23 protein-coding genes are annotated in these 21,425 nt (G+C 69.2%); 9 read left to right on the top strand and 14 right to left on the bottom strand.

Annotated elements, in window-relative coordinates; genetic code table 11:
* The first annotated feature begins 105 nt into the window (after window positions 1-105).
* Together E6A26_RS06645 and E6A26_RS06640 are read left to right on the top strand one after the other, a co-directional pair.
* Window positions 106-846 (top strand): response regulator transcription factor, encoded by a 741-nt coding sequence (locus tag E6A26_RS06645; RefSeq protein WP_136610405.1) that lies wholly within the window; start codon window positions 106-108, stop codon window positions 844-846.
* Window positions 843-2,402: a sensor histidine kinase gene (locus tag E6A26_RS06640; protein ID WP_136610404.1), complete on the top strand. Its 1,560-nt coding sequence runs from the start codon at window positions 843-845 to the stop codon at window positions 2,400-2,402. Before E6A26_RS06645 ends, E6A26_RS06640 begins: the two co-directional genes overlap by 4 nt.
* A gap of 106 nt (window positions 2,403-2,508) precedes the next feature.
* Here E6A26_RS06640 and E6A26_RS06635 read toward each other — a convergent pair whose 3' ends face one another.
* From E6A26_RS06635 to E6A26_RS18090, 11 genes are all read right to left on the bottom strand, one after another.
* Complete coding sequence (locus tag E6A26_RS06635) at window positions 2,509-2,940, bottom strand: hypothetical protein (RefSeq protein ID WP_136610403.1); 432 nt, start codon at window positions 2,938-2,940, stop codon at window positions 2,509-2,511.
* Between the two features lie 12 nt (window positions 2,941-2,952).
* Entirely contained in the window at window positions 2,953-3,417 is a 465-nt protein-coding gene (locus tag E6A26_RS06630; protein WP_136610402.1) for an antitoxin YezG family protein, read from the bottom strand.
* Complete coding sequence (locus tag E6A26_RS06625; protein ID WP_136610401.1) at window positions 3,395-3,844, bottom strand: hypothetical protein; 450 nt, start codon at window positions 3,842-3,844, stop codon at window positions 3,395-3,397. Before E6A26_RS06625 ends, E6A26_RS06630 begins: the two co-directional genes overlap by 23 nt.
* 64 nt (window positions 3,845-3,908) lie before the next feature.
* Window positions 3,909-4,439, bottom strand: coding sequence for an Imm61 family immunity protein (locus E6A26_RS06620; protein ID WP_136610400.1), 531 nt, complete (start codon window positions 4,437-4,439; stop codon window positions 3,909-3,911).
* A 15-nt stretch (window positions 4,440-4,454) separates the two neighbouring features.
* Window positions 4,455-4,715 carry a hypothetical protein gene (locus E6A26_RS06615; RefSeq protein ID WP_136610399.1) on the bottom strand — a complete coding sequence of 87 codons (261 nt, stop codon included), beginning with the start codon at window positions 4,713-4,715 and terminating at the stop codon, window positions 4,455-4,457.
* A 44-nt stretch (window positions 4,716-4,759) separates the two neighbouring features.
* Window positions 4,760-5,221 (bottom strand): hypothetical protein, encoded by a 462-nt coding sequence (locus tag E6A26_RS06610; RefSeq protein ID WP_136610398.1) that lies wholly within the window; start codon window positions 5,219-5,221, stop codon window positions 4,760-4,762.
* The gene (locus tag E6A26_RS06605; RefSeq protein ID WP_136610397.1) at window positions 5,218-5,679 is read right to left on the bottom strand and encodes an immunity protein YezG family protein; all 462 of its coding nucleotides are present in this window, start codon (window positions 5,677-5,679) and stop codon (window positions 5,218-5,220) included. Before E6A26_RS06605 ends, E6A26_RS06610 begins: the two co-directional genes overlap by 4 nt.
* Complete coding sequence (locus tag E6A26_RS06600) at window positions 5,672-7,879, bottom strand: DNA/RNA non-specific endonuclease (RefSeq protein ID WP_136610396.1); 2,208 nt, start codon at window positions 7,877-7,879, stop codon at window positions 5,672-5,674. The genes E6A26_RS06605 and E6A26_RS06600 overlap by 8 nt, the downstream gene beginning before the upstream one ends.
* A 1-nt stretch (window position 7,880) precedes the next feature.
* On the bottom strand, window positions 7,881-8,249 hold the full coding sequence (locus E6A26_RS06595) for a DUF6507 family protein (protein ID WP_136610395.1): 369 nt from the start codon (window positions 8,247-8,249) through the stop codon (window positions 7,881-7,883).
* 3 nt (window positions 8,250-8,252) lie between these two features.
* Window positions 8,253-8,573 (bottom strand): pore-forming ESAT-6 family protein, encoded by a 321-nt coding sequence (locus E6A26_RS06590; RefSeq protein WP_136610394.1) that lies wholly within the window; start codon window positions 8,571-8,573, stop codon window positions 8,253-8,255.
* A gap of 43 nt (window positions 8,574-8,616) precedes the next feature.
* Entirely contained in the window at window positions 8,617-9,231 is a 615-nt protein-coding gene (locus E6A26_RS18090; RefSeq protein WP_327407439.1) for a WXG100 family type VII secretion target, read from the bottom strand.
* A gap of 121 nt (window positions 9,232-9,352) precedes the next feature.
* On the opposite strand from E6A26_RS18090, the gene E6A26_RS06580 reads away from it, so the two are divergent.
* Genes E6A26_RS06580 through E6A26_RS17570 form a run of 7 tightly spaced genes read left to right on the top strand, consistent with a single transcriptional unit; the run spans window position 9,353 to window position 18,236 of the window.
* Complete coding sequence (locus E6A26_RS06580; RefSeq protein ID WP_234865146.1) at window positions 9,353-10,168, top strand: FHA domain-containing protein; 816 nt, start codon at window positions 9,353-9,355, stop codon at window positions 10,166-10,168.
* Window positions 10,165-11,280, top strand: a complete 1,116-nt coding sequence (locus tag E6A26_RS06575) for a DUF6177 family protein (RefSeq protein WP_136610391.1) — start codon at window positions 10,165-10,167, stop codon at window positions 11,278-11,280. Before E6A26_RS06580 ends, E6A26_RS06575 begins: the two co-directional genes overlap by 4 nt.
* Window positions 11,264-11,659, top strand: a complete 396-nt coding sequence (locus E6A26_RS06570; protein ID WP_136610390.1) for a hypothetical protein — start codon at window positions 11,264-11,266, stop codon at window positions 11,657-11,659. The genes E6A26_RS06575 and E6A26_RS06570 overlap by 17 nt, the downstream gene beginning before the upstream one ends.
* Window positions 11,656-12,975 carry an EsaB/YukD family protein gene (locus tag E6A26_RS06565; RefSeq protein WP_136610389.1) on the top strand — a complete coding sequence of 440 codons (1,320 nt, stop codon included), beginning with the start codon at window positions 11,656-11,658 and terminating at the stop codon, window positions 12,973-12,975. Before E6A26_RS06570 ends, E6A26_RS06565 begins: the two co-directional genes overlap by 4 nt.
* Window positions 12,975-13,874 carry a hypothetical protein gene (locus E6A26_RS06560; RefSeq protein ID WP_136610388.1) on the top strand — a complete coding sequence of 300 codons (900 nt, stop codon included), beginning with the start codon at window positions 12,975-12,977 and terminating at the stop codon, window positions 13,872-13,874. The genes E6A26_RS06565 and E6A26_RS06560 overlap by 1 nt, the downstream gene beginning before the upstream one ends.
* Window positions 13,871-17,893, top strand: coding sequence for a type VII secretion protein EccCa (gene eccCa, locus E6A26_RS06555; RefSeq protein ID WP_136610387.1), 4,023 nt, complete (start codon window positions 13,871-13,873; stop codon window positions 17,891-17,893). The genes E6A26_RS06560 and eccCa overlap by 4 nt, the downstream gene beginning before the upstream one ends.
* The gene (locus E6A26_RS17570) at window positions 17,883-18,236 is read left to right on the top strand and encodes a hypothetical protein (protein WP_168928690.1); all 354 of its coding nucleotides are present in this window, start codon (window positions 17,883-17,885) and stop codon (window positions 18,234-18,236) included. Before eccCa ends, E6A26_RS17570 begins: the two co-directional genes overlap by 11 nt.
* An 80-nt stretch (window positions 18,237-18,316) precedes the next feature.
* On the opposite strand, the gene E6A26_RS06545 is transcribed toward E6A26_RS17570, so the two are convergent.
* The 3 genes from E6A26_RS06545 to E6A26_RS06535 form a co-directional block, all read right to left on the bottom strand.
* Window positions 18,317-19,225, bottom strand: a complete 909-nt coding sequence (locus tag E6A26_RS06545; protein WP_136610386.1) for a DMT family transporter — start codon at window positions 19,223-19,225, stop codon at window positions 18,317-18,319.
* 141 nt (window positions 19,226-19,366) lie between these two features.
* The gene (locus E6A26_RS06540; protein WP_136610385.1) at window positions 19,367-19,696 is read right to left on the bottom strand and encodes a hypothetical protein; all 330 of its coding nucleotides are present in this window, start codon (window positions 19,694-19,696) and stop codon (window positions 19,367-19,369) included.
* A gap of 985 nt (window positions 19,697-20,681) precedes the next feature.
* A complete protein-coding gene (locus tag E6A26_RS06535) occupies window positions 20,682-21,269 on the bottom strand; it encodes a TetR/AcrR family transcriptional regulator (protein WP_136610384.1) in 588 nt (195 codons plus the stop codon).
* Window positions 21,270-21,425: the final 156 nt, after the last annotated feature.

Genomic DNA, 21,425 nt, shown 5'->3' with positions numbered 1-21,425 from the left:
GCCTCGATCCGCCTCGGAACAGAAGCCCGGGTCTAGGCTGGGCTCCACAGGCTCCTCACAGGGCGAACTCAGGCTTGGATTACCGATCCACAGGAGGCTGGAGACATGGCAAGCCCTTATACGACCAACAACCTCCCTGCGCTGACCCATCCGGATGGCTCTCCCATCCGCGCGCTCGTCGTCGATGACGAGCCGAGCCTCTCCGAGCTCATGAGCATGGGGCTGCGCATGACGGGGTGGAGCGTTCAGGTCGCTGCTGACGGTCCCGCCGCGGTCAAGGCCGCCCGCGACTTCCGTCCCGACGTGCTGGTCCTCGATGTCATGATCCCCGGGTTCGACGGCGTCGAGGTGCTCAAGCGCGTCCGCCAGTTCCTCCCCGAGGTCCCGGTGCTCTTCCTCACGGCAAAGGACGCAATCGAAGACCGGATTGTGGGTCTCGCCGCGGGCGGGGACGACTACGTCACAAAGCCGTTCAGCATGGAGGAGGTCATGCTCCGCCTGCACCGCCTCGTGCAGCGTTCGGGCGTCGCGGCGCAGGACGACGCCGAGCTCGTGGTCGGCGACCTCGTGCTCAACACGGACACGCGTGAGGTGACCCGGAACGGCGAGGACATCCAGCTCACGGCGACCCAGTTCGAGCTTCTCCGCTACCTCATGGAGAACCCGAAGCGTGTGATCAGCAAGTCGCAGATCCTTGACCGCGTGTGGCAGTACGACTTCGGGGGCCAGGCCAACATCGTGGAGCTCTACATCTCCTATCTGCGCAAGAAGATCGACGCCAACCGGACGCCGATGATCCACACCGTCCGCGGCGCGGGCTACGTGATCAAGCCCGCTGACGGATGAGCACCTTGTCCGGTGCCGCTCCGCGTCCACGCCGGCGCTGGACTGATCCGAACTCGTGGCAGCTCCGCACCAAGATCGTCCTAGCGATGACGCTCCTCCTGGTGGCGATCTGCTCTATCGTCGGCTCTGTCCTGTACGCGTCGATGGACCGCTTCCTGACCCAGCAGCTCGACACCCAGCTCTTCCAGGCGAGCGACCGCGCTGCCCGATTCGGCGGTGCGAACTCGCTGTCGCCGCAGGGATCCGCGCCCGCCCCGAGTCCGGGAACCGGCCAGTCGGGGAACGGGACCACCCAGAACCCGCCGGACCCCCGAGACACGCGCGGGCAGGGTGCGGGGACGCTCAACATCCGCCTCTACGGGGGCGGCGCCCTCATGACGGGCGGCTTCATCGGCCCGGACGGCCAGCGTCTGGCTGTCAGCCCGTCGGACACCGCGGTCCTAGCGGCCGTCGCCCGGACGGCCCAGCCCGCCGGGAGCGGCGACCACCCGGTTCCCGTCGACAAGTCGCTGAGCGCTGGCCATTACCGCTTGGTCGCCATTCAGACTGCCGCTGGGGACACGATCGTCACCGGTCTTCCGCTCGCGGCCCAGGACAGCACGCTCGCCTCGCTTGTGCTCACTACGGTGATCGTCTCCCTTGGCGGGCTCGTCCTCATCGGACTTCTCGGCACCTACATCATCCGCAAGACCCTCAAGCCCCTGGGCCAGGTTTCGGCGGTCGCCGCGCGGGTCGCCCAGCTGCCCCTCGACGCCGGTGAGGTCGCCCTCGCGGTCCGGGTGCCGCCGTCGGCCGCTCATCCGGGCACCGAGGTGGGCAACGTGGGGCACGCGCTCAACCGCATGCTCGACAACGTCTCCGGCGCGCTCCAGGCGCGGCAGGAGTCCGAGATGAAGGTGCGGCAGTTCGTGGCCGACGCGTCGCACGAGCTCCGCACGCCGCTCGCCGCGATCCGCGGGTACACGGACATGCTCAAGATGACCGAGTCGCTCTCGCCGCAGGGCACCGAGTCGCTCGGGCGCGTCGAGAGCCAGTCGCTGCGCATGAGCCGCCTCGTCGAGGACCTGCTGACGCTCGCCCGGCTCGATGAGGGCCAGCCGCTCAAGCTGGGGCCCGTCGACCTGACCCAGCTCGTCGTGGAGACGGTGACGGATCAGAAGGTCATCGCGCCCGATCATCGGTGGCGCCTCGATCTCCCGGACGAGCCGATCGAGGTCAAGGCCGACGGCGCGCGGCTCCACCAGGTCATGGTCAACCTGCTCTCCAATGCGCGGAAGCACACCGAGGCGGGGACTGTGGTCACCGCGGGCGTGGCGCGCTCGGCGACGGGTGACGCCGTCATCACGGTCACCGATGACGGCCCCGGCGTTCCTGCCGAACTGCAGACCAAGGTCTTCTCCCGCTTCACGCGCGCGGACAAGGCGCGCACCGGGACCGAGGGCTCGACCGGGCTGGGGCTCTCAATCGTCCAGGCGATCGTCGAGGCGCACGGCGGGTCGGTGGAGCTGAGCTCGCGCCCGGGCCGGACAGAGTTCGCGGTCTACCTGCCGGCGTAATTGACAGGCGCGGCGGCCGCCCATGCGCTATTGCGCGTCGCCGCTCCTGCCTCCAAGCCCGGGCGGGCAGCGCTTCGATCGTCCTGCCGTCGCCTAGCGGCTCAGGCTATCTGCGGGTGAGGTGGCAGAAGAGGCACTTCGCGCCGGACTCGACCCGCTCCGGGTAGACGCACCCCAACATCGGTGATTCGGAGCAGCGGTCGAGTGAGATGGCCAGCTCCCCGACGTCGTCAAGGCTTGCTCCCAAGGCCTCTGCGAGCAGCCTCTTGATCTCGGACTCGCATTCGGCGATGAGGGCGTTGAGTGCGTCGGTGACCAGTTCTTGGGCGCGCTCCAGCTCGCTCCGGCGCTCGGCGTCGGCCTGGCCGATCTGGTGGCCCATCGCCTCGGCCACGTGTTCCTGCGAAACGTGCATGGCGTGCCAGTCGCTGTATTCGTTCTGGAGCGCGGTCACGTCGCGGCCGTTCCAAATGCTGTTGCGACGATTTTCGGGGTTGCTCCAGTTCGTGCCGGGAACGCCGGTCTCAAGGTGCGCCACAGAATCCTCCTTTTACGTGAGTCGAGCCGGGCCCTCGGCCAGGCGCTGCTTGAGCCACTCGGGCTGATGGGCCTCGTCTCGCGGAAAATTCTTCGCGTCATTCACGTAGGCCACCGGGTCAAGGCCCTCGGGACCGAAGTCCGGTTCGTCGTCGTAGTTGAAACGAACAGTCATCCCACCCGTGGCCGTCACTGTCATTTCGAAGGAAAACCAGGTGCCAGAATCGTCTCGATACATCGTTTCGCGCATGCGATCCAACAGCGCCGTGTCGAATCGCCCGCCCATCTTCAGTCCCTTGGAACTGCCATCCGGGAAGTACGCCTTGGTAGAGCCGCTCTTCGCCACTGTCAGAACGCCCATCCGGAGCACAACACTTTCGGCGCCGTGGGGCAGAACGCCTAAAAGCGCGCGACCGACGGCATCCTGAGCCTCTTTCACATCAGCGCAACGGAAGCTATACCCGGCCGTCAGCTTCACCTCGAATCTCGTCCTGCCAGCGACCAGAAATATCATGAACTGCCAGAGTTCGGTGATTGGAATACTGCGGACCGTACTCATATTCGGCATCGAGAGATCCACTCGCGACGACATAGTGCAACTTGAGCTGACTTGGCACCGGCCGGCCATACTCAGCCCCCGCCTCCCAGAGTCTCAAAAGTTGGGCGTTTCCAAACTTCACCAAAGAACGCTGGCGTGGGATTGAAGTATCAGCATTCAATAACTCCCCCCTTCCAACGACTTCCCCTCCCACAACGAAGAACGGATCGAAGAACATAGCCCCGTTCTCCGTGGACGCGTACACGTAAACGTCACTGACTCCATCACCTGCGTACTCCAACGAAGCCGCTATCATCTCGGACTGGGCGTCGGAAAGAACATCCTCGAAGCCCGACTTCTCGTTCACGAAGATACGTCAACCCTTCCCTGAAATCCTTGCTCTCGGCGAGTCTTATTTTGTTGGTTTCCGATCAGCGAAGGCCGAAGGGGGCTCCATCCCCTGAAAGATACGCATCCATTAGCACTTTTACCGACACCGAGCAATACTGTGACGCCTTCACGCCCCAATGAGAGTCCGAACCCCACGCTTTGAAGACCCCCACCACACTCCCATTCAGCGTCAATTCCTCACGACGCAATTCTTCATTTTCAAAGCCCGGAACAACTCTTAATGACGCATGAGGGGCAATATCTGCCATCCGAATCGAAAATGTTAGGCGCCCGGGGAGCCCCTCGCGCAAGCGGACCGAGTTTCCGCACAGCTCCACGAAGTAGTGATTCAGCGCATCGGTCGAGGCCAAGTCACATTCCCATTGCTCAGTTCCCGATCGTTCGGATTTAGTCACCGTGATCGACCCGCCCGGCAGCGAATTAAGGAAGAAGCGTATCTCCCCTCCCGAGTCTTGGACTACTACACGTCCGGAGCTTGCATCACGGTCCACGGACAATCCGTCGCGACCCACCCATGCGGCAACATCTGGTTCAAAAACATCCGGGCCCATTAGTCAAGCCACCCTTCATCGATCAACCCCGGCGACCTTGTCCAGATCGTCCCCGAACGCCGTCGAAGACGAACCCACCGGGTCCATCGCCGCGAACAGCTGCGCATCCCCCGGCCCCCGGTACACCCCCGAGATCGGCCGCCACGCCGAGACCACCGCGGCCCCACCCGAGCGCACCTCGCCCGCCGCAGACTGCAGCGACGAAGCACCCGAACGGATCGCCTCCACATCGACGCTCGTATACGGGATCGCCCCCGCATCGACCAACGATCCCATTCATTCCCCCCCAATTAAGGTGCGACGGCGAAGCCGACGGAGCGTTAGCCCTGGCCCGAAATCCGATCCTGTCCCTCAGCGAGACGCTGCTTGAGCCACTCCGGCTGGTGCTTCTCGTCTCGCGGGAAATTCTTCGCGTCATTCACATAGGCCACCGGATCGACGCCCTCGGGCCCGAAATCGGGCTCATCATCGTAGTTGTACTCCGCGGTCGCCCCGCCATTCGGCGTCGCGACAATGCGCGCGCTGAACCACGTGCCCTTTCCATCACGGTACGAGGCTGCCCTCAGCTTCCGCAGCGCCACCGAAAGCTCATAAGGAAAATCAACTGAATTGAACCTGCCTTCGGGCGCCTCTAGCGTTCCTGAAGCGTTGAACGCGCGAACCCGCTCGTGCGTCACCGGAGCCAGGAGACTTGCGCAATATTCGATGCGCTCGTCTCCGCGTTCAATCATGGCGAGCAGCGCAACCCTGAGTGATTCAAAATCGCCCTGCTCAGACATCATTCGCCACGAGCCGATAGGCGTGCGCGCCCCTCAGCCAGACGCTGCTTGAGCCACTCGGGCTGATGGGCCTCGTCTCGCGGGAACTTCTTCGCGTCATTCACGTAGGCCACCGGGTCAAGGCCCTCGGGACCGAAGTCCGGTTCGTCGTCGTAGTTGAAACGAACAGTCATCTCACCTTTTGCCGTCACTGTCATTTCGAAGGAAAACCAGGTGCCAGAATCGTCTCGATACATCGTTTCGCGCATGCGATCCAACAGCGCCGTGTCGAATCGCCCGCCCATCTTCAGTCCCTTGGAACTGCCATCCGGGAAGTACGCCTTGGTAGAGCCGCTCTTCGCCACTGCCAGAACGCCCATCCGGAGGACAACGCTCTCAGCCCCATCGGGCAGCATCCGAAACAGCTCCCGGCCGGCAGCCTCCTGAGCTTCCTTTTGTTCGATGAGACCGTGATCAGACATTACTGAATTCCTTGCTCACTATGTCGCCGTCATTGACGCTGTAATCGATGAAGAACTTGTCCGGCACCTTGCTGTCCCCAACGTAGTGGGGTCTGATGTCGACGTCGATCCTAGCCGCCGGGTCGTCCCTGAGGATGGTCCGCCAGCTGTTCTCGAGGTTGTAGAAGCTGTCCCCGGCGCCGCGGTTAAGGTCTCGAAGCATCGCGGTCATGTTGGCGTACTCCCCGCCGCCACCGTAGTCGTTGCCGAAGAGATGGCCGCCGTCGTACCCCGTGCCGCCCTCGTCACCGACGCGCGATTGAACGGATTCCGACCGATCTGCCTCGCCGAGGGCGAGCCGATCCGTGTGGGCCAGATCGGTGCGCCCTTCGGAGTCCGTGTGGAAGACGTGCGCGTGGCTCGCGCCGTCAACTGGGTTCGTCACATCGGGATGCACCACGTACGTCGTATCGGGCTGCGGCTTCATGAGGTCCGCGTTGAGGTTGCCCTTGCCGCCGTACGTGGTCTCCACGTACGTCACATGTCCGTGCGCGTCTGTGTAGAAGTCGCCGCGTCCCTCGACGTGGTACATGGTGTTCGGCTCGAGGTCGGTCCGCTGGGCGAACGGCGTGCGCGACCCAGGCACATCACGACCGGTCACCGTCACTTCGTGATGGGCCGCTGGCCGCGGGTAGTCCTGCGGGAGGGCTGGCCGTTGGTCCGGGGCGCGAGCGGGCTCACCGGGCGTGTCACCGGGGTGGGGAGCGTGGCTGTCCGCACCGCCCGAGCCAGCGCCGCGCCCGCCGCCCGAGCCGAGTTCGCCGCCGCCGTGGCCCCCCGAGCCACCAGAGTGGGCACCGGATCCTTCGCCGACATGAACCGTCTCTCCGTGCACGCCCCCAGCCGAAACCGGCTCTGCGACCTGCTGGTGGACGTGCGGCGCCGCGGGCTCGGGGCGCCCGGCCGGGATCTCGGGTTCCGCGTGGGCGCCCCCGAAGTGGAACGTGCCGTCCTTGAAGTTCGGCATGTGATCTGAGACGAGACCCTTGAGATCGTCGAACTTGCTGCCCAGGGCCGAGGCAAGGTCCGAGAGCTTCGGCAGGGCAAGGTGCACACCCTTGGCCACGAGCGAGACGGGGTCCGTCAGATCCCCGATCGCCGCAAGCTTGGACAGCTTGGAGGCGTCGCCCGCGGCCTCACCCACACGGCCAACCGCGCCGACCTTGCCGACCTCACCGACGACCGGGATCAGGAGCGAGCCGACGTTGAAGATCGTCGCCCCCGCTGCAGCTCCAGGGTCCTTGGCCCACTCGTCCCACGCGATCGTGCCCTTGAACAGATTGGTCCACGCGTCCCCAGCCCCGGACCAGTCGCCCCACTGACCGGTCTGCGGGTTGTACGAAATGAGCGAGCCCATGGCACCCCACGTGGTGGTGACGGTGTCCCACGACCACGAGAAGTTCCAGTCGTGCACCGTGATCCCGACCATCTGGCCCAGCCCCGCGAGCGTCCCGCCCACGCCGTCGACCACAATGCCCTTGAACAGGCTCGGCACGAACGTGGCGGTCTTCTCCGAGCAGGACTCCTCCCGGTCCGCGGACTGGCCCCACGGCAGCTTCGTCCCCGCCGGGATCGCCGAGTACCCATACCCCAGCGGATCGTCCTTCGCCCCGGTCAGAGCATGCAGCGGCGGCAACCCCGCGATGGAGCGGATCGCGTTCGCGCACGCCCGCTCCGCCGCCTCATACTCCACCATCTGATCGGCCACACCGTTGATGATCCTGTTGTTCTCATTGTTGAGCGACTCGTCCTGGTCCCAGCTGTCCACCGAGACATCGCCCAGCGCCATCCAGCTCCACGTCTGGTGCGGCTTGAACGCGGCGACCCTGCCCCCGAGGGCCAGCGCATCCGCGTGCAGGGCCTTCAGCTTCGCCACGATCGGCTCGACCTGATCCGCGAACGAACGCAGCGCCCCGGCGACCTTGTCCAGATCGTCCCCGAACGCCGTCGAAGACGAACCCACCGGGTCCATCGCCGCGAACAGCTGCGCATCCCCCGGCCCCCGGTACACCCCCGAGATCGGCCGCCACGCCGAGACCACCGCGGCCCCACCCGAGCGCACCTCACCCGCCGCAGACTGCAGCGACGAAGCACCCGAACGGATCGCCTCCACATCGACGCTCGTATACGGGATCGCCCCCGCATCGACCAAAGTGCCCACGTCACCGACCCCCGAGCCCGGAGAAGTCCCCGGACGTCGCGGCCGAGACTGCCTTTGCCTGGGTACTGGCCGCCATGGCCTCGTCGCCGGCCACGATCTCCTGCGTGGCCTGCGACGCCCCCATGAGCGAGGCCTTGATTCGGTTGGTGATGCCCGCCAACACGGGCTTCTCGTGGTCGAAGAACGCCACGATCGCGTCCCCGATGACCTGGGATTGCGCGGCCGTGACCGCCGCCGATGAGATCTTGTCGATCCCCTGGCTTCGCCCGTCCGCCGAACCGCCCAACGCGTCCGAGATCACCGTGCCCTGGTGCGCTACGTCGGTGAGCACCTTTTCGACCCCTGCCGGGTCTACGTTCCACCCGGACATGGGCTATCCGATGTTGTCGACCGCGCTCTTCGCCCGGCTCATCGTGCTGGTCGCCGTCTCGTCGTTCTGCTGCAGCGACGAACGCAGCGTGCTGATGATGGTGCGGACCTCGCCGGCCACCGCGTTCCAGCGGCGCTCCTTGGCCGCATACTCCTCGGAGACGCCGTCCGCCTGGTAGTCCGCCATCGCGGCCTTCACATCACCGTCGCGCTGCGTGATGAGCGCCTCGAGCTGTGCAGCCACCCGGTTGAAGTTCTCCTGCGCGTTCTGCGACGCGGCCGTGTCGAAGTCACGACGATCGGCCTGGTTTGCTCCCGTTCCCATGTTCACTCCCCGCCTGGTCCTGAATCCTGGTCCGTAGAATCCGTCAGCCGCGGCCGCTGAAGCGCGCCGCGTCGAAGTTCGAGCTGCTCGTGAGCGAACGCGTGCTCTCGGCCATCTCCGAATCGCCGGTCTGGAAGGAATGATCCATCCCCGAGATGCCGCGCAGCACTGAGGCCAGCGCCTGGTTCAGCTCAGTGGCGATCTCATCCGTGTGAGAGTGGAAGGCGTCGAACGCTGCGCGCCCCGCCCCATTGAACTTGCCCTGCAGCGGCTCGGCCGATGCGGCGAGCTGACGGACCAAAGCCCCCAGATCGCTCGACGACGAAGACGTCTGCTTGGTCAGCGTGGAGAGGGTCTGCGCCCCCATGGCAAACTTCATGCTGTTCCTCGGTTCCTCTTCTTCCGCGGCACCATGCCGCCGGTGAACTGTGGTCCGCTCCGAACGAGCCGTAAGCCCCACCAGAGTAACTAAATCCGTCGAAATGACAAAATACCTGTACAACGCGTGACACTGGGACTGTGGCCCGACAACTGGACGGTCATAATGGTCACCGGAGGGGAGGTAGACCGTGTCACCATTGGCCGCCGCGCCCATTCCTTCGCCCACCTGCGGAAACTGCAGCAGCGAAGTCTCATCGGCGCAGCCCAACTGCTCCACCTGCGGTGCCCCGCTGACGACGGCGACGCCAGGCCACCAGCGCGACGTCACCTCGCCGTTCGCAAGAGTTCATCTCGCTTCCGCGTGGCGCACCACCGCTGCGCGGGCGATCGACACGCTGGTGACTCTCGTCGCGGCCTCCGCGGTGGCTGCGCTCGCGGCGGCGTCGGCACCGACGGGGATCCGGACCGGCTTTCCTTGGTTCGCGGCGCTCGTGGGTGCCGCACTCGGCCTGGCCGCCGCGGCTATCGCCCACGGGGCGGTGCAGGCCCGGCGGGGCCGCTCGCTCGGCGGTCTGCTCACCAAGACCCGGACAGTCGACGCGATAACAGGACTCCCTGTCCCTTGGGCGACGGCGATCACGCGGGTTGCCCGGCCCGCGAAGCGTCCGCCGAAGGCGATGTTCCCCGGCGAGCCTGGCCCCTGGCAGCGCGCCACCGGGCGAGTGAACGCTGACCTGAGCCGAGGACGCGACCCGCTCTCGCCGTCGTTCGCTGCAGACGCCCGCCCGCTCACCGCGCCCGCTTGGACGGACCCCGCCTCAGCCGCGCCTGGCGAGGGAGCGACACCTCGTGCGGCGCTCACGGACGCGCCGCCCCAAGCGGTCGTCATCTCGTTCAGCGCCGCGAACTCCGCCCACTGGTTCATCGACGCGTGCGCGATCGGGCGGAACCCCGCGCGCCAGCCAGGCGTGACCTCGATCGCGGTGCCGGACCTCTCCCGCACCCTGTCCCAGACCCACCTGTGGCTCGAGCGGCGTGACGGCGCCGTCTACGCCCGGGACCTCAACTCGGCCAACGGGACCGTGATTGAGGCCCCCGGCCAGCGCCCCGTGGCCCTGACCCCCCAGACGGACGTCCGGCTAGCGGTCGGCACGACCGTGCGCATGGGCGACCACTCGTTCCGACTCGACTCGATCGGCAAGGACGGCGCATGACCGACAGCGAAGACCAAGCGGCCCTCGAACGCGAAACGATCTCCGTCAAACACCCGCTCGCCGACAGCGAGGGCGAGGGATCGGTCCGCACCGAGTCGCGACTGCCCATCGTCTCGCTCAACTTCGGCCGCCTCGACTTGCTCCGCAAGGTTGCGGCGGCGGGTGGCCGGTCGATCCTCGTGACCGACGGGCTCTCCTCCCTGACCGAGCCGATGCGCGACCTGCTCGAAGAATTCGGTGGAAAGTGGGTGGTGCGCGGCGGCGACGGCGTGCTGCGCGACGGACGCAATGGGCGCCGGCTCGAGCGCTTCCAGGACGCGATCCACGTCCCGCCGCCGCAGAGCGTCGACGAGATCGCGCTCGCATTCCTCCAGCCCAGACCTCCCGAGGCGATGCAGCTTGTGGTCTCGCTCTCGATCCGGCACCGCGCCGCCGAGGAGACCCTGCTCGGCGGCGGGATCGAGCTGTTCACCGCCGCGCTCGGGCACGAGACCCCGTCTGGCTGGGGAACGCACGAACCCGCCGGCCAGCCGTGGGACCGCCACGCGCTGACCGACTTCGCCCGGTCGCGCATGCCGGAGCCGAGCCGGATCGTGGTAAGCGGGACCCGCGAGGTTCCCGTCTCTGCGACGCTCACGGTTCAGCGCACGCATCATGGCGTCGAGGAGCTCGTCACCGGACTGGTCGGCGCTGGACTTCTGGGTGATCCGCACACTTCCGATCGGGTCCGGCTCGTGCCCGAGGTCCTCGCCACGCTCGCCGCGCGCCAGCTCCCGCTATTCGGCCTCGTGCTCGCGCGGCCCGGGAGCGCCAACCTCACACATCCACCCGTCCTCGAGGCGCCGCCCGCACCGCTCGCGATGCTCATCGGCGCGCCCGGAGTCAGGGAGCTGGGCCTCGATCCAGAGGAGATGCGGCGCCGCCACCGGGCGCAGATCGCGGGGCGACCGCGCATCCCCGCGCTCGTGTTCCCCCTCGACCCGGACCACGACGGACGCGGCGTCGAGCGGCTCGCGGCGATCGTCGAGGACATCGGGATCGACCGTATCCGCGCCGCCACGGGGGCCACCCGGGCGCAGGTCGAGGAGGTCGAGCGTGCCACGCAACAATGACGCGCTGCTCCTGGAGAGCGTGGGCACCCATCGGAAACGGCTCAGGCAGGCCCTCCTGTTCGGCAGGCTCGACGACCGCCGTCAGGTGACCGACAACGTGCGGCGCTTCATCGGCGGGATCATCCTCGCCGCCGTCGTCGGCGTGGGCTGCCTGGGCTTCTCGTTCGTCACGGCCGCCACGGCCCACGGCACGGGCATGCTTGGCACCTCGGTGCCCCAGAGCACCGACACGGCGCAGAGCAGCGCGCCGCCGCAACGCACGACGGCGGCCGGCACGACCGCGTCGACAGGACCTCCCAGCGTGGCCCCGCAGAGCCCGGCCCCGCAGAGCCCGGCACCATCCAATCCCGCACCGCACTCGACCAAGGGGGCGCCATGACGGACTTCACCCGAGTGACAGTGGTCGGCGAGCGCCGCCGAGCTGAGATCGTCGTGGCCTCGGACGAGCCGTTCGCGGGCCTCGTGCCCCGCTTCCTCGACCTCCTCGGCGAGGAGCCGGACGCAAGCCGAGCGCCCGCGCTCGTGCGCGCTACTGGCCAGGAGATCGACCTCGCAGCGGACTCACGGGCCCAGTCCGTGCTCGACGGAGAGGTGCTGCGCCTGCTTCGCCGCGCGGACGCGCCGCCGCCACCCGAGGTCTCCGATGTCACCGACGCCGTCGCGGACGAGTTCGCGACCTCCGCCAGGCCGTGGAACGCGGTGGCGCGGCAGGGCGTCGGCATGGCCGGCATCGCCGGCGCGACCCTCGCGGCAGGCCTGCTGCTCGGAGAGCTGCGGCTCCCGCCAGCGGCCGCGGTCGCGGTGCCTCTCGTAGCCGCTGCAGTCCTCGCGGCGCTCGGGGCGGCGCTCGGCCGCAGGTGGCGCTGGCCGGCGCTGGCCGTCACGGCAGCCGCGCTCGGCCTCTCGGCCGACGTGGGGGCGGCCGCTTCGGCCCTGTTCTCGCCGCATGCGGCACCCTCCGCGCCGCTCGCCGTAGCCCTTGCGGTGCTGTGGGCATGGATTGCGGCCGGGGTAGGCGTCGGGATCGGCCTCCGCCACCGGCCGCTCCTTACGGCCGCGGCGGTCGGGGGCGCACACGCACTCATCGCCGCCGCCCTCCTGGCGATCGGCGCCCCGCTGCTCGGAACGTGCGGCGTCGTGGCAGTCCTCGCGACCGTATCGTGCGGCGTGCTCCCCGCCTGGGCGATGTCAGCGTCCGGCCTCACGGGCCTCGACGACGCCGTGGCGCGCGGCACCTCGGCGCCGAGGACCCGCGTCCGGGCCACACTCGGCGAGACGTACGCAACGCTCGACTGGACCGTCGGCGCGATTGCGCTCACGCTCGCGGCCTGCGCGACCGTCCTGCTCGCGGGCGCGGACGGTTGGTCGGCCGCGCTCGGAGCGGCCGCCGTCGTCGTCTGCGCGCTCCGCACGCGCGCGTTCCCCGGCGCGACCCAAGGCGTGCTCCTCTGGGGCGCCGCCGGCGTCCCAGCGATCGTGGGGATCGGCGCGCACGCAGCTCAGGGATGGGGCGCGGCGGCACTTTCCGGGCTCGCGCTCGTCATCGCGCTGCTCGTGGGGGTGCGGCCCGCGCCGCACCAGCGGGCGCGCCTCCGCGCCTTCGGGAACGCGGTCGAGGCCGTGGCGGTCGTCGCGATGCTGCCGCTCTTGCTCGGGAGCTTCGACCTGTACGAGCACCTCTTGGGGACGTTCTGATGCTGGCGGCCAACGAGCTCGCCACGGCGGCGCGGCGCGCGCTCCTCGGCAGCATCGTCCGGGGCACCCGCGAGCTCGCCGACGCCGACGCCGCGATCCGGCGGGGCGTCCCGACCTGTCGGCGGGTCAACTTCGTGGGACTGCGCGGAGGGGTAGGCGTGTCCACCACGGCGGCGTCCGTCGCGACGATCCTCGCCCAGCGCCGCCCGAGGCGGGTGTTGGCGGTCGACGGCGGGGCCTCCCGAGCGGTGACCCTCCTCACGGGCGCGGACGCCGTGCCCCAACCGCTGGAGGAGGCCGCCCCGTCGCGCCGCAGGACGCTGCCCGAGCGACGACCGGCGGCGGCGACGTCATGGGAGGCGACGAGCGCCCTGCCCGCCTCGCCCATCGGGCTGCGCGTCGTCGCGCCCGAGCCGACGGGGGCGGCGCGGCAGGCCTCACCCGCCGAGTGGCGAACGGCTGTTGAGCCGATCACCCGCTTCTTCGACGTCGCCGTGGGCGATTGGGGCCGGCGAGCCCCGTCCGTGGACCTCAGCGCCGCCGTCGACGACGCCCACGCGCTCGCGCTCGTGGCGCGCGCGGACCGGTTCGCGCTCGAGGAGGCGCTTGCGCACGTCGGGGCGATCCACGCCCGCTCGGGGCGGGCCCCGCTTGTCGTGGCAGTCGACGTCGACGACGTGGGTCCGGCGGCGAGCCGCGCCGCCGGCTCGTGGGGACTCGCGCCCATCCACTTCGTCCCGTTCGACTCGCGATACGGGACCGGGGCGGGAGCCGGGGCCGGGCGGCCGGCGGCCCAGGCCGTCCGCGAAGCCCACATCCGCCTGGCCGCCGCCCTCATCGAGGCGTCGCTCCCGCCGTCGTCGGTGGCCCCCGCGGAGAAGGCCGAGGCCCCCGCATGATCACCGTGATCCACCGCCCGGGCCGCATCACCGAGCCGCTGGTCCCGCCAGAGCCGGAGGAGCTTTCCCCGCCGCCGCAGCTCCCCGAGGGGAGCTCGGGCGGGCTCCCGCTGCAGTCGCTCCTGCCCGTGCTCGGCGCGGTCTCCTCCGTGGTCATGATGATCGTGCTGCGCGGCACCAATCCGGTGTTCATGGTCGTGGCGGCGCTCGTCTTCGTGGTCGCGATCGTGAGCGGCCTCGGGCTCGCGTTCACGCACCGGGCGCAGGCCGCCCGCACGCGCCGGACACAGCGCGAGCGGTACCTCGACTACCTCGAGGAGCTGCGCTCCACCATGCGGGAGCGGTCCGAGGACGTGCGGCGCGACGCGCTCGTGCTGGACCCCGCGCCCGCGGCGCTTCCGCTGCTGGTCAGCGACCCCTCCCGCGTGTGGGAGCGGCGCCGAAGCCACGTGGAGTTCCTCCGCGTGCGGGTGGGGCTCGGGGATGTTCCGTGGTTCCGGCTCGCCGTGCCCGCGGCGTCGAACCCGCTCCAGCCGTCCGATTCCCTCATGGCCGAGGAGCTCGGCCTCTTCGCCGCGAGGACCGCGACCGTGCCCGGCATGCCGGTGACTGTGCGGCTCGACGGCGCGGGCGACGTCGCCGTGGTCGGCGAGCGCGAGGAGGTGCTCGGCGTCGCGCGGGCCATGGCGGCCCAGCTCGCGGCCCTCCACGCGCCCGACGACGTCCAGCTCGCCGCGGTGTTCGCCCCGGACCGGGCCGCCGATTGGGCGGGCCTCGACCTGCTTCCCCACCTCGTGATAAGCCGCACGTTCGACGGGCCTGTCAGGGCGCGCCGCGTGGCCCCCGACCTCGCGACGCTCGCGCAGATCCTCGCGGACGAGCTCTCCGAGCGGGTGGCCGCGGCGGAGCAGCGCCGCCGCTCCATGGTCTCGGCGGGCCGGGCCGAGCAGCCGCGCCTCGTCGTCTTCCTCGACGAACACGGCGGGCTCGCGCAGTCGTTCCCGTTCCTCGAGGGCCGGGGCGATCTCGGTGAACTCGGCATCACGCTCGTGCACCTCGTCGAGGACAGGCTCGACGAGCCGTCCGAGGTATCACTCCGTGTGACGGTGTCCGGCGGCGAGCTCACCGTGACGGATGCGAGGATCGCGGGCGACGCGCGGGGGCTGGGAGACGCTCGCCAGCCGGACGACGCGCGGGGCACGGCCGACGCTGGGCCCGTCGCCGAGCTGCGCGGAAGCATCGATGCCGTATCCGCGCCGCTGCTCACCGCCGTCGCCCGCCTCCTCGCGCCGCTGCGCCTCTCGCTCGACGCCGCGGAGCGCGCGGATGGGGGCGAGCCGATCAGCATGCCCGAGCTGCTGGGTCTCGAGGACCCGTCCGCCCTCGACCCCGAGGAAGCCTGGCGCGCCCGCGCGCCGCGCGATTTCCTGCGTGTGGCCATCGGCGTGGATCGGCACGGCATGCCCCTGCACCTCGATCTCAAGGAGTCGGCGCAGCTCGGCATGGGGCCACACGGGATCTGCATCGGCGCGACCGGATCGGGCAAGAGCGAGCTCCTGCGCACGCTCGTGCTCGCGCTCGCGGCCTCGCACTCCCCCGACGACCTCTCGATGATCCTCGTGGACTACAAGGGCGGCGCGGCGTTTGCACCGTTCGCGCGGCTCGGGCACGTCGCGGGCCTCATGGACAACCTCCAGGACGATCCGCAGCTCACGCGGCGCGCGCGGGAGAGCATCGCGGGCGAGGTGCTCCGGCGGCAGAAGCTGCTCCGCGACGCCGGCGCATCGCCGAGCATCACGCATTACCGCGAGCTGCGGCGGGCGCGGCCCGAGCTGCCGCCCATGCCGCACCTGCTCCTCGTCATCGACGAATTCGGCGAGCTGCTCACGGCGGAGCCCGACTTCGTGGACCTGCTCCTGACGATCGGACGGATCGGCCGCTCGATCGGCGTGCACCTCCTGCTCTCGAGCCAGCGGATCGAAAGCGGCAAGCTGCGCGGCCTCGACACGTACCTCTCGTATCGGATCGGCCTGCGCACGTTCTCCGAGGCCGAGAGCCAGACGATCCTCGGCACACCGGACGCGTTCCACCTGCCGGCTGTGCCGGGTTTCGGCTTCCTCAAGGTCGACACGAGCATCTACAGCGAGTTCCGCGCCGGGTACGTCTCGGGCCCTCTCGATGAGCCCGAGCCCGCCCCGGCCGACGGTGCCGCTCGGGACGTGTTCGTGCTTCCCGTGCACAACGGCATCGGATCGGAGGCAGGCTCGGACGGGATCGGCTCGGAAACGCGGCGGCAGCCTGAGGCGCGGCTCGTCCGGCCGGACACCGGGCCCTCTCTCGTCGACGTCGCGGTGGGGCACCTCGCGGCGTCCGGCCGCCAGACGGAACCCGTGTGGCTCCCGCCGCTGCCCACGCGCGTGGCGCTCGGGAGCGTCGTCGACGCGGGAACCGCCGGGGCGGAGGCCGGGTTGCGGACGCCGATCGGACTCCTCGACGACCCCGCGCGCCAGCGCCAGGCACCGTGGCTTCTCGACTTCACGATCGGCGGCGGCCACATCGCGGTGATCGGCGCCCCAGGCTCCGGCCGCACGACCGTCCTGCGGACCATCGCGGCCTCGCTCGCGCTCACCCACACGCCACGCGAGGTGAGCGTCTACGGCATGGACCTCGCGGGCGGCGGGCTCTCGAGGATCGAGGGCTTCCCGCACGTGGGCGGCGTGGCCACGCGCTCCGACCGCACGAAGCTCCTCCGGCTCATCGAGGAGCTCCAGGCGATGAGCCGGCACCGCGAAACGGTGTTCCGCGACCACGACATCGATTCGGTCGCGATGCTCCGCGCGCGGCACGCGGCCGGCGAGGTCCCCGAGCTGGTCTCTCCCGACGTCGTGCTGCTCGTGGACGGCTTCGGCGCGATCCGCACGGAATTCGAGGAGCTCGAGGACCCGTTCACGGAGCTCGTGCAGCGCGGCGGGAGCTTCGGGATCCACGTGATTGTGGCCCTCACCCGCTGGAACGAGCTCCGCATGGCGAGCCAACCGCTCATCGGCCAGCGCTTCGAGCTGCGGCTCAACGATCCCGCGGATTCAAACGTGAGCCGCGCGGCCGCGGCCGTGCTGCTCGGCGCCGAGCCCGGCCGCGTCCTCACGGGCGCGTCGCTCTACGGCCAGGTCGCGCTCCCAGTGCTGGACGACGTCGACGACGCCCAGCTCGGCGACGAGCTCGAGGCACTCGCGGCGCGGCTCACGGCCGACTGGTCCGGCCCCGCTGCCGCGCCGATCCGGCTCCTGCCCGAATCGTTCGAGCCCGCCGAACTGCCCGACCCCCTCCAGGTGCCCGAGCGGGTCCCGTTCGGGCTCAGGCAGGACACGATGGAGTACGTCGCGTTCGACCCGCTGCTCGATCAGCACCTCATCGTGTTCGGCGACGCCGGCTCCGGCAAGACGACCCTCCTGCGCGGCATCGCGGCGGGCCTCATCGACCGGTCGAGCCCCGACGAGCTCGCGATCGCCGTCATGGACGTCCGCGGCGGAACCGCATCGGAAATCCCCGAGGACTACCTCGGCGGCCACGCGACGAACGGGCGCGACGCCCGCGGCCTTGCCGAGGCCATCGCCGTCGAGCTTGAGAAGCGCAGTGCCGCGACGAACGAGGGCTCGCGCCCCCGCATCGTGGTCCTCGTGGACGACTTCGACATCCTTGCCTCGTCCGGGACCGAGCCCCTCAGCCCGCTCCTGCCGTACCTGCCGTCGGCCCGCGACCTCGGCCTCAACGTCGTGGTGACGCGCCCGGTGGGCGGCGCCTCGCGCGCGCTCTACGACCTCTCGCTGCAGTCGCTCCGGGACAGTGGCGGGACCGGGTTCGTGATGAGCGGCGAGCGGTCGGAGGGGCAGATCTTCCCCCGCGTCTACGCCGAGCAGTTCCCGCCAGGGCGCGGGCGGCTGGTCCGCCGTGGGGCGCCGCCGCGCATCGTCCAAGTCGCGAACTTCACCTCGACGAGAGGAGCCGTCCATGCCCCGTGACATTCTCATCCTGACGAACAACGAGCCGGACATCGCAGCGCTCGTGCATGCGGGGAACCGCGTCAACGGCGAGCTCCGCGTGCGGACCATCGACGACGGCGCCGTCACCGAAGTGTGCGACGACGACGGCAACGCTGTGCTCAGCATCGGCCGGCCCGAGTGGATGGAGAACGCCTCGGAGATCGAGCGGCTCGTGCCGAGCGCAGTGGGTCGCGTAGGCGTTCCCGTGTGGTGGATCGAGGCGTGGGCGCCATGGGGAGCGCCGGGCGATCCCGGGGTCGCGATCGCGCTAGACCTCGCGGCCGAGCTCGGCGGCTTCTGCGTCGTCGAGGACGCCTCTTAACGGCGGTGTCTTAACCACGGCGCCGTAACCGCCGCGTAGTAAACGCGGCGTCCCGGGAACCGCGGCGTCCCGGGAAACAGTCAGGCCGCCGGAGCGCCCTCGTGCTCCGCGGGCGTGGGCGCACTCGGCGTCGGGGACTCGTTCCGCGTGCGACGCGTCGCGAGGAACGTGCCGGCGAGGACTAGGATCGCACCCGCGACGATGAGCGGAGTGAGCGGATCGCCGCGGAGGCTCACGCCGAGCGCGAGGGCGACGACGGGGTTCACGTACGCGATGGCGGTGGCCCGGGCGGGACCCGCCTCCGCGATGAGCCGGAAGAACAGCAGGAACGCGAGTGCCGTGCACAGGAGGCCGAGGAGGACGAGCGATCCCAGCGCCGTGGCGGAGGGTGTCGTGGTAGGCCACGTCGCGGCCGCGAACGGTGCCGAGATGAGGGCCGCAATGGTGAGGCACACCGCCGTCATCGGCAGGGCCGGCACCTCCCGCAGCTTGACGGCGGCGACCTGCGGCGCGATCGCATAGCCGACGGCCACGAGGAGCATCTCGATCACGGGCCACGCGCCGGAGGCCTCCATGCCGCCGCCACCCAGGGCGGCCACGCCGCCCACGGCGACGACGAGGCCGAGCACGCGGAGACGGCCGATGCGGCGCTCGAGCCCGATGACGCGTGCCACGACGAGCGCGAGCACCGGCGCGAAGGCGATGAGGAGGCCTGCGAGCGAGCTCGACAAGTGCCGCTCGGCGTCGCTCAGCAGGAACCACGGGCCCACCATCTCGAGGAGGGCGAACGCGAGCACGGGCCAGCGATGGGCCCACACCGCGCGCAACTGGCGCCACGCGAACGGCAGAAGGACGACGGCGCCGATCGCCGTGCGTGAGAACACGACCATCGCGGGACTCACCTCGGCGACGGACGCGCTGATGAGCAGGTACGGGACGCCCCAGATGAGGCACATCGCGGCGAAGAGGACCCACTTGCGGCGCGTCATGAGCGCGCTCCGCGGTGTTCCGAAAGCAGGGTGAGATCGTTCACCCACTCACTGTAGGGCCGGGGGCCGACAGTCCTAACCATTCGGCGGTGCCCGAATCGTCGCGCCCGAATCCGGGAAGTCAGATTGCCCGCGGCCAGATCATTCGGCTTTGGCGCCGCCCCTGCCCCGCCGGCCGCTCAACAGAGTCCCGAAGAGCCGGAGGATCGCGCCAAGCACAATGAACGCGATGCCGAGCGCGATCATGCCGCCGAAGAGACGGGAAGTGTCCAGCGCCACGGAGTGGCACGCAGCCGCCACGTCAGAGGCCGGCGGGCTCACCTGGCCCGCCGCCACAGGGCCGTAGAGCGTGAGGAAGGCCGAACCGCAGCCGCGGCCCAGCGGAAGGGCGAAGCCGAGCGCCACGCCGGCCGCCACGAGACCGAACCCCACCCACGAATGCCACCGCGGGTGGTACCTGCGGATCGCCATCGAACCTCCAGCTCGCGCCCGGGCCTGTGTATTTGTCAACGTCGGAACCATCATGCGCCCGTGGCCGCCGCAACGGGCGCATCGGACGCGGAACTTCGGCGTCGTAGCCCTACCAGACGCTTATTACCCCGCAACGGGGACCGCCAGACGGCCCTATCTGCAGGTCTCCGCCGGGAGCCGCGTCTGCCCCTAACTGAAGTCCTCCCGATGCAGCTCGTGCTGCGGGAGTCCACGCCCTGACTCATGGGCGTTTCGGGTACAGATATCCCGGCTTAAACCCGTTTCGGGTACAGATATCCCGGTTTAAATCCGTTTCGGGTACAGATGATCTGTACCCGAGACAACCCAGCCGCGGTGTGAAGTCTCGGGACGGGACCTCTAATTGACTCTTCTGTCTCGGGACCTCGTAGACGGTGTGTCTCAGGACGTTGTAGACACTTACGAGCCGTCTGATCGGGTGCATGAGTGTTCGCAAACCTGATCTGCGGGTCCGACTGAAGGTCGCCACGTGGCCGGAGAACGCACCCCGTGGGGCGGTGGCCGAGTTCTGCCGCCGGCACGGGGTCTCGCGGGCGTGGTTCTACAGAGTCCGGGCCAAGGCGCTGGCAGAGGGCAGCCTGGCCGCGACGGAGGTCGGCTCGAGCCGCCCGCGCACCAGCCCGTCCCAGACCCCGGCCGAGATCGCCGAGCTCGCGGTGATGGTGGATGCCTTCGACGGGTACTACAACACCGAGCGCGTCCACCAGAGGCACGGAAGCCTCGGGCTGCCCCCGGCCCAGGCATGGGCACGCACTCCGGTCGCCGCGAACCCACCAGCTTCGTCCCTCGCAGCGGCCTCCGCCGCCCGAGCCCAGAAACCGAAGTGCCCACAACGTCCTGAGAGTCACACAACCCAGCCGCCGATTATCTGTACCCGAAACGACCCAGCCGCCGATTATCTGTACCCGAAACGACCCAGCCGCCGATTATCTGTACCCGAGACAGGTCACCTCTGGCCGTCGCGGCCGTCTTCGATGAGGAGTGTGGCCATCCGGCGGGCGCGCTCTGCCGCATGCGGATCGCCCTCGGCTGCGGCCACAATCGACCCCTTCAGCAGGATATGGACCGACCAAGCGAAGCTCTCCGGATCGTCCAGGTCGGCGGCCCGGGCCAGATCGGCCAGCTGAGCTCGGGTCCGGGCGAGGTAATCCATGCTCGCCCGGCCGAGCGGATGGTTTGGTCCCATCTCCATCATGACGTGCAGGAACGAGCTCACCTCGGCCGTGCCTTGGCGGAACCACTCGTCGAAGACGTCGAACACGGCGAGGAGGGCCGGAGTTTCACTGTCCTCGTGGCGCTTGACGGCGGCGTCGATCGCTGCGCTCCGCTCCTCGTACCACCGTTGGAGGTATGCGAGCGCGAGCTCGTCCTTGGTGCGGAAGTGCTTGTAGAAGGTCGCCTTCGCCACGCCAGATTTCTCGATGAGCTCATCGACGCCGACATCACGGATCCCCCGTTGGGCGAACAACTCGAACGAGGTGTCGAGGATGCGTTCGCGTGCAGTGGGCGCCGGATTCGCCTGCGATGACCTCATACCGCCCCACTACCCGATCTCCCGAAGCTGAATCCGACCTATCGAACATGTACACCGCTGAAGGGCCCGCGGCCGTGAGGCGCGCATGGGGGCAGGCATCACCCCACGTCACAGGGGCAGCACAGGTTGGCTCTACGCCGAGCACAAGCCGGGCCG

The organism is Sinomonas albida, assembly GCF_004919045.1.
In the GTDB taxonomy this organism is placed as follows: Bacteria; Actinomycetota; Actinomycetes; order Actinomycetales; family Micrococcaceae; genus Sinomonas; species Sinomonas albida.
Note: the sequence above shows the minus strand (reverse complement) of the source record. Positions and strands in the feature narration are given on the sequence as shown.